Genomic DNA, 14,986 nt, shown 5'->3' with positions numbered 1-14,986 from the left:
CCACATCCGGTGAAGAGCCAAAAGCATACATGATTTCGACACTTCTAGATAAGCAGCGAAATACTAATAAGGAAGTCAATATATCTCGTAAAAATGTAGGAAAGCTTTGTGTTATCGGAAGAATTGAGGCTCCCCACATAAGAAAAAAAAGAATTAACGATAATTTTAAGTTGTTCCTGTTTGCATTTACAAGAAAAATCTTCCTGTCACTTTTTTCACATTCACACCTATTATCACTGGACTTTGGGCAGGAGGCATATGAGATAGTATTTTTTATTAACTTTGAGAAAAAGTAACCATTAGATGCTAGTAGCCAAAAAACATTTACCTTTTTACTCTTCTCACCTCGAAACGAAAATTCAATCGAATCAAAACCAACTTCGCGCCGGATATATCTTGGAATAAAATTAATTGATTCAAGCTTTAAAATATAATCAACGAAGCATGATAGTAGATAGCCAAAAACAACCGAAAGAATCACCGGTAAAGAAGCGTTTTCTACAATGTCGTTGTACTGAAAGTACGTCAGGAATATGACTGCAACAGCAACACATAGAGCACCGCGCATCAATTATCACTCCTAGTAATTTAACGCCCGCCTCAACTGCCGGAGGCCAGATTGCAGGCTTTTGTTATGCATCACTCTCGATACTTTCATTAAGTTTTTTTATTGGAAAACCAATAGAGTAATAGTCTATATAGTAATCACCACCGTTAACTATCTTGAGGAACACTCTGTGAAATATTACCTTTAAAACTTTTATCTCTCTAATTAACTTAATCTCTCCACCTACTTCAGTTTCATTTCCATGAGCTGCATTATTTCTTTGCTTCCACGCCGATTTCTCGAGATCTGAAAGCTGAATATCTAGTGTATTGAGGAATCTATCGGTCAGGATACTTTGCGGCGTTTGATTTAGAGAATTAACTTTATTTTCTAATACTTTTCTTTCTGCTTCACCTATTTCCATGCCCTTTAAGGTTTCTTGTATATTTGTTCTAAAAAGCTTCCAATCAGACTTCTCTATTAAGCTTGTTCTAAATAATTTTCCATTGTTCTTAATGAATGATTTTTGAAGTGACTCGATACAAGCAACAAAATGCACGGCAGCTATATGAACAGGTGCACAAATAGCATGCCAGTATGCCCATGATAGATATCCAAAATTGTATTTATCATAGTCCCTATAAATAGAAATCAATAAAGGAGATACAATTTCTTCATCAAGTTCACCTTGATATTTCTTACCTAAAGGAACTGGTGGCATTGAGTGTATGTTAAAGGCTTCTTGTCCCATTGAATATGAACTAATTGCTTCTGATGAGACTATTTCCCAATCTGAGTCAAAAACACTATGCCCAGTTTGAACTAATGGCCTGCCTATAATGAATGATAAGCAATTTCGAACTTTCTTTCTAAATTCTTCAGAAGGAACCCCACTGTATAATATGTAACCTGACTTAACCCCCAATGAATTATCATCTTCACCTGAAGTTACTAAGTGAAAATCAGTATTATCTAGACTTAGATAAATACAGTTTCTTGAACTTTTTCCGGAGGTAGATCTTTCGTTTATCTGTACAGCGGTTGAGCCTGAGCCAATGACGGTTATATTCGAATCTTCTGATTCACGCCTTGTTATTTCAGGCCAGAAAAATGCTCCATCATCAACATTTTCAAGCCATTCAATTAAATAAAATCCAAGTTTGCTATCTCTTATTTGTACTGAGGCTTTGCTTATAGAAGAAAGTTCTGTCCTAGTTGACTTACCATTGCTATCAGTTGAAATTGAATAGTTAAATGGCTGGATCCCTGCTAATTCAACCTTGGCCCCTGAAATTGATGTCATTTTAATCAAGCTTTCATTAATTCTAACCGTACCAGGAGGATGATCTTCACACTCAGTTTTAGAACTTGGATCTGATGTAGTCGTTAGAATAAGCTTTAATTTCTTGTCTCTTTTTATCTTCAGATCTAACAAAGGAGAATACAACGGGCCAACTTCGTTAACCTCAAAATGTCCGTCGTTTATGAACGACTCAGTTAGATCTGGTTTAATTGCACTCATTCGAATTATTTCCCTGCATAACATTCTATTAGCGCGCACACTCACTTCCTCAAAACCGTTATACGCGCCTTTTCTTTATTCACTAACTGTTATTAATAGTATTTATCGCTTTTACTATCTCTCGCTTCTCCGCGAAAGCGTGCATCCGATTCGGCTTTCTATCCGGTAAGCTGGTTAACTATCCAGCCTTTCCCACGCTACCGCCCGCCGGTTTTGGGCATCCGATAGGCCATTTCCCTTTTTTGTCGTAAGGATTAGCCTAACAGAGGCGTGATAACGTTTTCATTCCCTAATGTCCAAAATGTTAGCGAGCGCTAATTCTGTGAGATTGCTTCGAGGATTTGGCTGAGATCTTGCGGGTGAGTTGGTTGGGTCTAAAAAGCCAGTCGAGGCTGCCATTTTTTGTGGATGCTTCCAAAAAACGTGCAACTGGTGTTTTTTTATGCAAAATTAATCTTTATTTCACTAAATTTGTACAACAAAGTGTGATTAAGGTTGGTATAATTTTCACCACATTAACCCCCTGCACGCTCTGTCGGACATTTGTGCTGTGAATATAGACGTCAATAACCTCCTGCTCCAAAACGATATTTTACTCCTTTTTGTGGTTCTCGCCCTCGGCCTCGCGGTCGGAAAGATCAAAATTGGTAGTGTGCAACTCGGCGGATCCATCGGCGTGTTGTTTACCGCGATCATTTTTGGCAACGCGGGGTTCACCTTCTCGCCTGATACCCTCAGCATCGGCTTTATGCTGTTTATCTATTGCGTAGGGATTGAGGCGGGGCCTAACTTTTTTGGCGTCTTTTTCCGTGACGGAAAATCATACCTGTTGCTTGCCTTGGCGGTGTTACTCAGCGCCATTGGCTTAACCCTGTTCTTCCAAAACCATTTGGGGCTGGATATCAGCATTGCCACCGGCATGATGGCAGGCGCGCTTACCGCCACTCCGGTATTGGTGGGCGCGAAAGATGCGCTTAACTCCGGCTTAACCGGTGCAGAAGGCGAACAGCTGGGAATGATGATTGATAACCTCAGTGTCGGCTATGCCATGGCCTACCTCACCGGCCTGGTGAGCTTGATTGTGCTGGCGAAATTGATGCCGAAGTTGCAGCGCCATAACCTTGAGCACTCCGCCCAACAGATTGCGATTGAGCGCGGCTTGGGCAGTGAATCACAGCGTAAGGTCTATTTACCCATTATTCGCGCCTATCGGGTTGGGCCTGAATTGATCGATTGGATTGATGGCCGCAACCTGCGTGAGTTGGGTATTTATCGCCAAACCGGCTGTTATATCGAGCGCATTCGCCGTAACGGCATTTTGGCTAACCCTGATGGGGACGCCATTTTGCAGCAAGGCGACGAGATTGCCTTAGTCGGCTATCCCGACAGCCATGCGCGGCTGGACCCCAGCTTCCGTAACGGTAAAGAAGTGTTTGACCGCGATCTGCTCGACTTACGCATTGTCGAAGAAGAAATCGTAGTAAAAAATGACAGCGTGGCGCAGAAAAAGCTGTCGGATTTAAACCTGTCGGAATACGGCTGCTTTTTAAACCGAGTGGTGCGCGCTCAGGTTGAGATGCCGATGGACCAAGGGATTATCCTCAACAAAGGCGATGTGCTGCAAATCAGTGGTGAGAAAAGCCGGGTAAAAGGCTTGGCCGACCGCATCGGCTTTATCTCGATTCATAGCCAGATGTCGGATTTGCTCGCCTTTTGCTGCTTCTTTATTTTGGGGCTGGGCTTGGGGATGATCACCCTCACCTTCGGCCAAGTGACCTTTGGCCTAGGTAATGCCGCAGGCTTGCTGTTGGCGGGGATCAGCCTCGGCTTTTTACGTGCCAACCACCCCACTTTCGGCTATGTGCCCCAAGGGGCGCTAAATATGGTGAAAGATCTCGGCCTGATGACCTTTATGGCTGGCATTGGACTGAGTGCCGGTAGTCGGCTATTTGATTACATCGCGGACATGGGCTTTTCGGTGATCCTGGCCAGCATTGTGATCAGTGTTATTCCAGTGATTGTCGCCTATTTGATTGGCGCGTATGTGCTGAAGATGAACCGCGCGCTCTTGTTTGGCGCAATCATCGGGGCAAGAACCTGTGCGCCGGCGATGGATATGATCAACGAGCATGCTCGCAGCACCATTCCTGCCTTGGGCTACGCGGGCACCTATGCGATTGCCAACGTTATTTTGACCTTGGCCGGCACCTTGATGATTATTTTGGTGTAACGTCACGCTGGAGACGGTCGCTGAGTCAGCCAAAATTCAGTTTATTAAACCTATAATAAAGGCGTCCACCTCGGGCGCTTTTTGTTTTACAGGGGCTTTTATGCAGGTTCTTATTATTGAAGATGACTCGATTTTAAGTCATCACCTGAACACCGAACTCAGTGAACTCGGCCACCATGTTCGCTGTGCCAGCACTGCCAGCGAAGGGCTTTATTACGCTGACCAATACCCCAATGATATTGCCATTGTTGACCTTGGTCTGCCCGATCAAGATGGTATTAGCCTAATTCGTGATATTCGCGCCAAAGGGCTACGCCTGCCGATTTTGGTGCTCACGGCGCGCGCCAATTGGCAAGATAAAGTCACGGGCTTAGATGCCGGTGCCGATGACTACCTGGTAAAGCCGTTTCAAAAACCGGAACTAGTCGCACGACTAAACGCATTAGTACGCCGCAGTGCTGGTTTTGTGAAGCCCACCATTACCGCTGGTGATATCGAGTTAGATTTGTTGGCGAAATCGGTTACCGTCAATGGACAAGCGCTAGAGCTGACCGCCTTTGAGTATGATTTGTTTGAGTACCTGATTCGTCACAGTCGCGAAGTGATCTCTAAACAACGCTTGCTCGATGTGCTGTATCATGACCAAGATGGCGACCCTAACACCATTGAGGTGATGATCAGTCGTCTGCGTAAAAAGCTGATCCAAACCGGACACGACAACCCCATCTCGACTGTGCGTGGCCAAGGCTACCTGTTCGAGATCCAAGCTGAGTAAACCATGAAACTAGGCCAATTTACCCTTTGCCAATGTCGCCCTCGACTGCGCACCCGAGTGCTCGCCACCTCGATTGGCATTATTCTGCTTTTCTCGATTGCGCTTGCGGCCTTGATTAATAAGCTGTATCAGCAAAATTCAATGGCGGCTTACTCGCGCGATCTGGCCTCACAAATTCCGATGGTGATGGCGCAGCTCAGTAAAGACGGGCTGATCCGCGCTGACCAGCTGACCGCTTGGATCCAATCGCTTGACCCGTCCAGCAGCGATTATATGTCGGTGCTATGTACGCCCGATAACCACACGCTGTGGGCCTCACGCGATGTGCAAGCGTTTAATATCGACGATATCTGCACGCTGATCCCTAACGAAGCGAAAAAGCCGCAGTATCTTTCCATTGCTGGCTTTAACGTGGTGGCGCAGCGACTTTCATCAGAAAAACAACCCGGTGAAAGCGAAAACCGGCTGTTTGTGCTGCGCAACGTCGACAAACAAAAACAGCAGTTAGCCGATTTAGAAGCGGAGACGTGGTTTTACATCAGCTTGCTGTTTGTCTCGGCGTCGGCTCTGGTGGTTGCCGCGTGTCATTGGAGCTTTTCCCCACTGCGACGCTTGGCGAGAGAGCTGATCGCGATTACTGAATCACGTCAGCAAACACTGGATAACGATTACCCTGACGAGCTGCAAGATGTCACCCAAGCACTTAACCGGATGATCACCCAGCGGGAAAAGCAAAAATCCCGTTATCGCCACGCCATGGACGATTTGGCGCACAGCCTAAAAACGCGTTTATCCGCCACCAATGCCCTGCTAGATGATAATCATCTGTCGCGCGAGCAGCTGAATAAGCGGATTTTGGAGCAAGTCAGCCAGATGGATGACATGGTGCAATATCAGCTCAAACGCGCATTGGTGGGGCAATGTGGACTGAAACGCGAAGATAGCCCACTGACCGCACCGATTGATAGCCTGACGGGCATGTTAGATAAGGCCTATCGCGATAAACCGGTGAAAGTGGTGCGAGCGTTTGATGAAAGCGCCTCTTTACCGGTGCACCGCAGTGATTTGATGGAGTTACTCGGTAACTTGCTGGAAAACGCCTATCGGTTTTGCCTTGAAACCGTGCAAATCCGGCTCGACGATCACGGCGAAGTGTGGCAACTGGCGATTGAAGACGATGGCCCCGGGGTACCAGATCAATATCGGGAAAGCATATTCCAGCGCGGGGTACGTGCCGATCAGCTCAACCCTGGCACTGGCATTGGATTAGCGGTATGCGATGAAATCATTGCCAGTTACGATGGCAACATCCACGCCAGCGACTCCCCGCTGCAAGGGGCGGCCTTTGTTCTGACCATTCCCAAGCGCTAGGCTAGCCGCGCTAAGCTAGCCGCGCTAATCCTAAAGCGCGAAGTCCAGCGGTTCGCTTAAGCGCGACGTCAAACAGGCATTTTCTCTTGTTCTGCCACCAGCAGCAAACAAAAACGCAGCCAAATCGTGGCTGCGTTTTTATTGATAGGTCACGGACGCGAATGCGTTTGCTCAGTGCTCGGTTTATTCATCGTCCGGGTCGGCGAGCAAGTCGTCTTTGGCCGCCATCATATATTGATACATCGACCAATAGGTTAAGCCGGTTGCGGCATAGAGCGCGACATAGCCTAACCATTCAATCCACGGCGCGCCATGCCAAAGCAGCATGGTCAGGGCGAACATTTGTGAGCCGGTTTTAAATTTACCCACCCAAGAGACTGCGACGCTGGCACGTTTGCCGATTTCAGCCATCCACTCGCGCAGAGCTGAAATAATCACCTCACGCGCAATCATGGTTGCCGCGGGAATGGTAATCCAAATAGAGGCGTAGTGCTCGACAATCAGCACCATGGCAATCGCCACCATCACTTTGTCGGCGACGGGATCTAAAAACGCGCCAAAACGGGTCGATTGCTTTAAGCGACGCGCTAAATAACCATCCAACCAATCGGTGGCACCGGCAATCACAAAAATGAGTGCCGCCGCAAATGGCGCCCAGGCATAAGGCAAATAGTAGGCAATAACAAAGACCGGAATAAGCGCAATGCGCAAAAAGGTCAAAATGGTAGGTATATTTAGACGCATGCTCAGCTTTTTATTTTAGGATTAACTGGGTTATGGTGCCCCATTGCCACTAACCTTGCAATGAGGAATGAATTTTCTCTGCCAATGTGGCGCTGATCCCGGGGACCTTGGCGATTTCTTCAACACTGGCGTTTTTCAGCTCTTGAATACCGCCCAAGTATTTCAGTAAGGCCTGGCGACGTTTGGGGCCCACGCCATCAATTTGGGTGAGCACACTTTGCTTGCGCGCTTTACCCCGTGCCGCGCGGTGTCCGGCAATGGCATGATCGTGGCTCTCATCGCGAATATGCTGAATAAGGTGCAACGCCGGCGAGTCGGCGGGCAGCGAAAACTCCTCGCCCGAGACCTTAATCAAGGTTTCAAGCCCTGGCTTACGGCTGGTGCCTTTGGCCACCCCTAAAATGAGCGGGTTAACCGGCCAGTCGGCGATCAGCGGCTCGAGCACCTCCCAAGCACGGCTAAGCTGGCCCTTACCCCCATCTATTACAATGATATCGGGGATTTTTTCTGGCTCGACTTGTTTGCTATAACGGCGCGTCAGTACCTGCGCCATCGCGGCATAATCATCGCCACCAGTGATCCCCTCAATGTTGTAACGGCGATACTCTTTTTTCAGCGGCCCGTCTTGGTTAAACACCACGCAAGAGGCGACCGTTTTCTCGCCCATAGTGTGGCTGATATCAAAGCACTCCATGCGCTTAACCGGCTCTAAGCCTAAGGTTTCTTGCAGCGCTTGATAACGATTCTGGATGGTCATCCGATGATTGATTTTGCTGGTCAGGGCGGTGCGCGCATTGGTGTTGGCCAGCTTCAAAAAGCGGGCTCTGGCCCCACGCGGACGGCTTTGTAGGCGCACATTGCGTCCGGCGATTTCACTCAAGGTAGTTGACAGCCAACCAAGATCATCACCGATATCGTCAGAAATCAAAATATGGCTGGGAATGGTGCGCCCTTCCGCTTGCGCCAAGTAAAACTGGCTGACAAAACTTGAAACCACTTCACCAGGGTCGGTTTCTGCCGGCATCTTAGGAAAGTGGCTACGACTACCCAGCACGTTACCCTGACGCAAAAAGAGCACATGAATGCACGCTACCCCGTTTTCTAGTGCAAAGCCGATAACGTCGATGTCATCATCACTGTCTTGCGAAACAAACTGCTGCTCTTGCACACGGCGCAACGCTTGGATTTGGTCGCGGTATTCCGCCGCCTTTTCAAATTGTAGCTCTTGGCTGGCGGTTTCCATCTTGGTCACCAAGCTGTCGATCACTTCGCGGTCTTTGCCTTGTAAAAACATACGGGCAAAATTGACTTGCTCGGCGTAGTCGTCATCACTAATCAGCCCTGGCACACAAGGGCCGGAGCAGCGACCAATTTGATACATTAAGCAAGGACGGCTGCGGTTGGCATACACCGAGTCTTCACACTGGCGAACCGGGAATATTTTCTGCAACAGGTGCAGGCTTTTGCGTACCGCATTGGCATCAGGAAAGGGACCAAAATATTCGCCCTTTTTCTTTTTCGCGCCGCGGTGGATCGCCAGCCGTGGATGCTCGTGAGCACTGAGATAGATATAAGGGTAAGACTTGTCGTCTCGCAGCAATACATTGTATTTAGGGCGGTGCTGCTTGATCAGGTTGTGCTCGAGGATCAGCGCTTCGGTTTCGGTGTGGGTCACCGTCACCTCTACATCGGCGATGTTCCGCACCAAGGCTTTGGTTTTCTCACTGGAAACCTGCACCCGAAAGTAGCTGGCTAGGCGTTTACTGAGATCTTTAGCCTTACCCACATAGATAATTTCACCCGCGGCGTTCATCATGCGATAAACGCCAGGCTGGTGAGGGACGGTTTTTAGAAAGCTTTTCGCATCGAAGGTGTTCGGCACTGCGCGGTCTCGTCCTGGATTACTTCGCGTTACAGGGTTTCGGTGTCGAGCATGCCGTGCCTGATAGCAAGGTGGGTCAATTCCACATCGCCATTAATGCCCAACTTGCTGAATAAGCGATAACGGTAACTGTTCACCGTTTTCGGGCTCAGGCTAAGTTGCTCGGAAATGTCGGTAACTTTTTGCCCTTTGGTGATCATTAGCATGATCTGCAATTCACGCTCTGACAGTTCTTTGAAAGGATTATCTGAAGAGGCAGAGAACTGACTGAGTGCCATTTGCTGGGCAATGTCCGGTGAAATATAACGCTGGCCACTATTGACCATGCGGATCGCGTTCACCACTTCATCGGCACCGGCGCCTTTGGTCAAATAACCCGCGGCGCCCGCTTGCATGACCTTAGTCGGGAACGGGTTTTCTGTATGGATCGTGAGCACGATAATCTTGGCGTCTGGCGAGTAACGAAGCAACTTGCGTGTCGCCTCTAACCCACCGATACCTGGCATATTCATGTCCATTAGGACAATATCGGCGTGATTTTGCCGGCACCACTTGAGTGCAGCTTCACCGCTGTCGGCTTCCCCTACCACTTTTATGCCACGAACGTCTTCTAAAAGACGTCGAATCCCTGTGCGAACCAGCTCGTGATCATCTACAAGGAACACATTGATCAAACTTGTATCTCCACTTGGTTTGGTTCGCCAACATGCTGCACCAAGGCAACGGTTGGACTTCTCTTACGCATATTACTTGAGTTTTACCACGGATGAAAAGCCAACAACAGAGCGGATGTGGGCAAATGCAAATATTCATACACTAAGCCGCCAAAAAACAGTCAACTTGCCTGAATTATCACCAATTTGGTGGCGTTAGAGGCAAGTTGACTGCCATAAACCGCGTAAGAACCGCTTTACGTGTCAGTAATTTTTAACACTTGGCGGTACAAACCTCTCACGTTATCAAAGGCCCAAACACAAGTACTTCATTTCTAAATATTCATCGAGTCCCCAATGTGATCCCTCACGGCCAAGGCCCGATTGCTTCACCCCACCAAAGGGCGCGACCGCGGTCGAAATCAGGCCGGTGTTAATCCCCACCATGCCGTATTCCAACGCTTCAGCTACCCGATGCACGCGGCTAATGTCTTTGGCATAAAAGTAAGACGCGAGACCAAATTCGGTATCATTGGCCATGGCGATGGCATCCGCCTCTTCTTCAAAAGAAAATAGCGGGGCCACGGGGCCGAAGGTCTCTTCTTTGGCTATCTGCATCGCTGGGGTCGCGTATTTAATCACCGCCGGTTGGGTGTAGTTTTCTCCCAGCTCAGGGCACGCGCCACCCAGCTCAATCGCAGCGCCTTTTTGCTTGGCATCATCCAGATGGGCATTCACTTTTTCTATTGCCCCTTTGTTAATGAGTGGGCCAATGTCTACACCGTCGTCGGTACCTTTACCCACCTGCAATTGACTCACCGCCTGGATAAACTTTTCTGCAAAGGCTTCATACACGCCCGCTTGCACGTAAATGCGGTTAACACAGACACAGGTTTGCCCAGCATTACGAAACTTCGCCGCGATGGCACCTTCAACCGCAGCATCAATATCGGCGTCATCAAACACAATAAAGGGCGCGTTGCCACCTAACTCCAACGAGAGCTTTTTAATGGTTGGGGCACATTTTTCCATCAGCTGTGCGCCGATTTCGGTGGAGCCGGTAAACGAGAGCTTACGGACGCGTCTGTCGGCGCATAAGGTATCGCCGATGGGGCCCGACGCCCCAGTCACCACGCTAATCACCCCAGCTGGCACCCCAGCTCGTAACGCTAACTCCCCTAACGCCAGCGCCGACAATGGCGTATCGCTTGCAGGCTTCACTACCATGGTACACCCTGCCGCCAGGGCGGCTGCCGCTTTACGGGTGATCATCGCCGCCGGAAAGTTCCACGGGGTAATCGCCGCAGTCACGCCAATCGGCTGCTTGATCACTGAAATACGCTTGTCCGCTTGCTCCGCGGGAATAGTCGCGCCATACACGCGCTTCGCTTCTTCAGCAAACCACTGTAAAAACGACGCCGCGTATTGGATCTCTCCCGACGCTTCTTTCAATGGCTTGCCTTGCTCAGCCGTCATGATCGCGGCGAGGTCGTCTTTATGCTCGAGCATCAGCTCGTACCAGCGATATAGCACGTCAGCCCGCGCTTTGGCGGTTAAATCTCGCCACTCGGGTAAGGCCGCATCCGCCGCATCAATAGCGCGGCTGGTTTCCTCCGTCCCCATATTGGGTACCGTCGCCAAGTGCTCTCCGTTCGCAGGATTGGTCACTGCGCGGGTTTGTTGGCTATCGGCATCAACCCATTTGCCGTTAATTAAGGCCTGAGATTTGAGTAACGTCTGATCGTGAAGCTGCATAATGGCTCCTTTTTGTGTTCAAAAGCCTGGAGAATTGGCTTGGATCGAGATAGCACCTTGCCAGCTCACCGTTGGCACGGCAAGATAATCACAGAGATTCAATCAGCATAAATCCGTCAACGTCCGTTGTCTGCTCAAATAGGCAACAGAAGAAGCGGAAATAACAAAAGGCTTACCCTCAGGTGCAAACACCGCTGGCCTCTCAAACCGATAAAGGATGCTCTATGCGTATTTTTAGCCAGTTCGACAGCGGGAATATTCGCGTTGTTAACGATGACGACATCAACAACATTCAACTTGCCATTCATAACGACAACCAGTCTGAATTTTATCAGTGGTTTCACTTTCGCTTAGAGGCGCAAGTCAATCAGGCTCACACACTGCATATTCAGCAACTGGCAGGTTCGGCCTACCCTGAAGGCTGGAAAGATTATCAAGCGGTCGCCTCATACGACCGTGATACCTGGTTCCGTGTCCCCACCGAATTTGACGGCGACACCCTAACCATTAAAGTCACGCCGCAACATGGTTCGATGTATTTCGCCTACTTCGCGCCGTATAGCTATGAGCGCCACCTGGATTTAATTCACCAAGCGCAGACCTATCCGCAATGTCAGCTAGAAACCCTCGGCCAGACCTTGGACGGGCGCGATATTAGCCTGCTGAAAATCCGCTCAGAGCTCAGTGAGTCTGCGCAACCGAAAACACCGATTTGGCTGATTGCCCGCCAACACCCAGGCGAAACCATGGCGGAATGGTTTATCGAGGGGTTGCTCGACCGATTGCTTGACGACACCGACACCACCGCCCGTGCGCTGTTGGCAAAGGCAGACGTTTACGTGGTGCCGAATATGAACCCCGACGGCAGTGTGCGCGGCCACTTGCGCACCAATGCGGTGGGTGCCAACTTAAACCGCGAGTGGCAAGCCCCCACGCTTGAGCGCAGCCCCGAGGTGTATCATGTTCGTGCGCGTATGGAGCAAACAGGGGTGAAAATGTGCCTCGATATCCACGGAGATGAGGCGATTCCGTATAACTTTGTTGCCGGTTGCGAGGGGATCCCTTCTTACGATGCGCGCATGGCGGATTTAGAGGACAGATTTAAGCGTGCCTTACTCACCGTGACGCCAGAGTTCCAAGACGAGCACGGCTATGACAAAGACGCCCCCGGTAAAGCCAATCTAATCGTGGGCTCGAACTGGATTGGTGAGCGTTTCAACTGCTTGTCGTACACGGTTGAAATGCCGTTTAAAGATCACAATGACCAACCGGATCCAGACTTTGGCTGGTCACCTGCGCGCAGCCAAGCCTTCGGTCGCGATATGCTCAGTGCCATCCTCAAGGTGGTGGACGCACTCTAGCGCGAAATGCATCAATAGCCTGCAATGAAAGCCGGTGCCTTGTCATCGGCTTTTTCTATTTGAGTGATTGATAAATTAAACTGGGGCGAACCGAATTATCCACTTATATTAGGCACAAATAATTCAACGAGGAAACACCATGACAATCTTGACCTCACGCTGCCCTCACTGCCAATCCATGAACCGCATTCCAAGCGAGCGGGTGAATGACGCACCCAAATGCGGCAAGTGTCAGTCTGATGTGCTGGACGGTAAGCCGATTGAAGGTACCAATGATAATTTTAATGCGCTGCTAAATAGCGATGTCCCTGTCGTGGTCGATTTTTGGGCCCCGTGGTGTGGTCCATGCCAAAGCTTCGCGCCTGCCTTTGCGGCAGTGGCCGAGCAAGAAGAGGGCCGCGCTCGTTTTGTCAAAATCGATACCGAAGCGCAGCAAGCATTGGCCGCGCAGTATCGTATTCGCAGTATTCCGACCTTGATGGTGTTTAAAAACGGCGAGCGCGTTGACGTACTCAACGGTGCCCTGCCCCAAAATGCCTTTAGTGACTGGCTAAGTCAGCATCTTAGCTAATCGCTAATCACCCTTTCATGATGATCACGCGGCGCTACACTTTTAGCGCCGCGCCTTGTTTTACCGCGCGGATCGCCACATTGGTATTGATGTCTTTAACCATCGCCAGGGTCTGTAACTGGCGCATAAAGGCTTCATAGTGCGGTAAATCGCGCGTCACCGCTTCCAGTAAATAGTCATAAGTCCCTGAGATCACGTGGCCATTGATAACTTCATCCATTTCCACCAGCGCGTGCTCAAAGGTGACAATCGCCTCTTCTCGGTGATTGCTCAAGCTCACATTGACAAAAAAGGTCATGTTAAGCCCTATCCGCTGGCGGTCGAGCGTGACCTGATAGGACGCTATCACCCCATCGGCTTCCAACTTTTTGATTCGTCTTGCGCACGGCGAAAACGACAAGCCAACCGCATCGGCAATCTCTGCGGTCGTGCGGCGCGCATCGTCTTGTAACAGCGCCAGAATGGCTTTGTCTTTACTGTCCAAATCGCTTCCTTAGTGATTTTTAACAACAAAAAGATAATTAAAGATGATAAACGCCAACATGATGGCAAATCACCCTTTAATTTGCCACCAATCCCTCCTTTGACGCTGCCACACTAATTGAAGCCATTAACAAGGAAGTGATCAACCATGCCTGCCACCTCTCAACGTTTACTAGGCCTCGCCGCCATGCTTGTCACCGTGACCATTTGGGCGAGCCTGTTTATTTCATTGCGTCAGGCCAGCCAGTCGGTGTTAACCAGTGGCGATATTGCCCTACTGCGCTTTTTGCCTGCCGCCCTCCTATTTGGTTGGCTGAGCCGTCATCGGGTGCGCCATATTGTCTCCGTGCCCAAACGTTATCTGTTTGCGATTGCCTTTGGCGCAGGCTTACCGTTTTATCTGCTCGCCGCCACGGGGATGCAGTTTGCCCCTGTCGCCGATGGCGCCTCGTTAATTCCCGGGATCTTGCCACTGTTTGTCTCTGCGATTGCTTGGGGCGTTTATGGCGAGTCGCTGTCGGTGGGACGGCGATTAGGCATCGGGCTGATCGTGATCGGCATAGGTGCGTTTTTATGGCATTCGCTGTTCTTCTCACCGTGGAGCGTGACGCAAGGCCATTTAATTTTGCTCGCAGCCAGTATTAGCTGGGCATGGTTTACCATTGGTGTGCGTGTCACGGGCTTAAATGCCGCAGAAGCCGGTGCCGTGCTCGCGATCTCGGCCGTCTTGCTGCTGCCCGTGGGTGCGATGAGCGGGCTCGTCTCCTTTAACCTGCTCCAAGCGCCTTTGGGCGAGCTGGGCTACCATGTGCTGGCGCAAGGCTTAGGCGTGGGGATCATTGCCAACTACAGCTATGCCTTTGCCATTCGCCGTTTAGGCGCAGAAATGAGTGCCGCAATAGGCGCATTCACGCCTGTGCTGGCCGCGCTGATCGCCATCCCCGTGTTCTCGGAAACCGTCAGTACACTTACCGTGGTGGCGATGGCGTTGATTGTATTGGGGGCGATGCTCGCCAGTGAGGGAATAAAGTGGCGACGCACACAAACAAAAAGCGGCCCGCAGGCCGCTTAATCGATGACTCGACGTCAAGG

13 protein-coding genes are annotated in these 14,986 nt (G+C 49.9%); 7 read left to right on the top strand and 6 right to left on the bottom strand.

Annotated elements, in window-relative coordinates:
* A partial coding sequence (locus BGL48_RS16400) for a hypothetical protein (RefSeq protein WP_218089809.1) occupies positions 1-296 on the top strand: 296 nt, incomplete at its 5' end.
* Positions 297-632: 336 nt separating this feature from the next.
* Here the strand turns inward: BGL48_RS16400 and BGL48_RS11340 are convergent.
* Positions 633-2,069: a hypothetical protein gene (locus BGL48_RS11340; protein WP_069362738.1), complete on the bottom strand. Its 1,437-nt coding sequence runs from the start codon at positions 2,067-2,069 to the stop codon at positions 633-635.
* Positions 2,070-2,619: 550 nt separating this feature from the next.
* Between BGL48_RS11340 and BGL48_RS11335 the strand changes: the two genes are divergently transcribed.
* The 3 genes from BGL48_RS11335 (at position 2,620) to BGL48_RS11325 (ending at position 6,445) form a co-directional block, all read left to right on the top strand.
* A complete protein-coding gene (locus tag BGL48_RS11335; RefSeq protein ID WP_046073105.1) occupies positions 2,620-4,299 on the top strand; it encodes an aspartate:alanine antiporter in 1,680 nt (559 codons plus the stop codon).
* A gap of 100 nt (positions 4,300-4,399) precedes the next feature.
* Positions 4,400-5,074 carry a response regulator gene (locus tag BGL48_RS11330; protein WP_046073104.1) on the top strand — a complete coding sequence of 225 codons (675 nt, stop codon included), beginning with the start codon at positions 4,400-4,402 and terminating at the stop codon, positions 5,072-5,074.
* 3 nt (positions 5,075-5,077) lie between these two features.
* Positions 5,078-6,445 (top strand): ATP-binding protein, encoded by a 1,368-nt coding sequence (locus BGL48_RS11325; RefSeq protein WP_069362737.1) that lies wholly within the window; start codon positions 5,078-5,080, stop codon positions 6,443-6,445.
* A 183-nt stretch (positions 6,446-6,628) separates the two neighbouring features.
* Here the strand turns inward: BGL48_RS11325 and pgsA are convergent, their stop codons facing one another.
* From pgsA to BGL48_RS11305, 4 genes are all read right to left on the bottom strand, one after another.
* Positions 6,629-7,189: a CDP-diacylglycerol--glycerol-3-phosphate 3-phosphatidyltransferase gene (pgsA, locus tag BGL48_RS11320; protein ID WP_069362736.1), complete on the bottom strand. Its 561-nt coding sequence runs from the start codon at positions 7,187-7,189 to the stop codon at positions 6,629-6,631.
* A 49-nt stretch (positions 7,190-7,238) separates the two neighbouring features.
* Positions 7,239-9,071: an excinuclease ABC subunit UvrC gene (gene uvrC / locus BGL48_RS11315; RefSeq protein WP_077521479.1), complete on the bottom strand. Its 1,833-nt coding sequence runs from the start codon at positions 9,069-9,071 to the stop codon at positions 7,239-7,241.
* Positions 9,072-9,100: 29 nt separating this feature from the next.
* A complete protein-coding gene (uvrY, locus tag BGL48_RS11310) occupies positions 9,101-9,745 on the bottom strand; it encodes a UvrY/SirA/GacA family response regulator transcription factor (protein WP_046073101.1) in 645 nt (214 codons plus the stop codon).
* Positions 9,746-10,030: 285 nt separating this feature from the next.
* A complete protein-coding gene (locus BGL48_RS11305) occupies positions 10,031-11,479 on the bottom strand; it encodes an NAD-dependent succinate-semialdehyde dehydrogenase (RefSeq protein ID WP_069362735.1) in 1,449 nt (482 codons plus the stop codon).
* Between the two features lie 224 nt (positions 11,480-11,703).
* Here BGL48_RS11305 and BGL48_RS11300 point away from each other — a divergent pair, with 224 nt between their 5' ends.
* Both BGL48_RS11300 and trxC read left to right on the top strand, forming a co-directional pair.
* The gene (locus BGL48_RS11300; protein ID WP_069362734.1) at positions 11,704-12,840 is read left to right on the top strand and encodes a M14 family metallopeptidase; all 1,137 of its coding nucleotides are present in this window, start codon (positions 11,704-11,706) and stop codon (positions 12,838-12,840) included.
* A 139-nt stretch (positions 12,841-12,979) separates the two neighbouring features.
* On the top strand, positions 12,980-13,411 hold the full coding sequence (gene trxC / locus BGL48_RS11295) for a thioredoxin TrxC (RefSeq protein WP_069362733.1): 432 nt from the start codon (positions 12,980-12,982) through the stop codon (positions 13,409-13,411).
* Positions 13,412-13,445: 34 nt separating this feature from the next.
* Here trxC and BGL48_RS11290 read toward each other — a convergent pair whose 3' ends face one another.
* Positions 13,446-13,895, bottom strand: coding sequence for an Lrp/AsnC family transcriptional regulator (locus BGL48_RS11290; protein WP_069362732.1), 450 nt, complete (start codon positions 13,893-13,895; stop codon positions 13,446-13,448).
* A gap of 147 nt (positions 13,896-14,042) precedes the next feature.
* Between BGL48_RS11290 and BGL48_RS11285 the strand changes: the two genes are divergently transcribed.
* Positions 14,043-14,966 carry a DMT family transporter gene (locus tag BGL48_RS11285; RefSeq protein WP_069362731.1) on the top strand — a complete coding sequence of 308 codons (924 nt, stop codon included), beginning with the start codon at positions 14,043-14,045 and terminating at the stop codon, positions 14,964-14,966.
* Positions 14,967-14,986 lie beyond the last annotated feature (20 nt).

It is taken from the genome of Salinivibrio sp. SS3, from assembly GCF_001722105.1.
Taxonomy (GTDB): domain Bacteria; phylum Pseudomonadota; class Gammaproteobacteria; order Enterobacterales; family Vibrionaceae; genus Salinivibrio; species Salinivibrio kushneri.
Note: the sequence above shows the minus strand (reverse complement) of the source record. Positions and strands in the feature narration are given on the sequence as shown.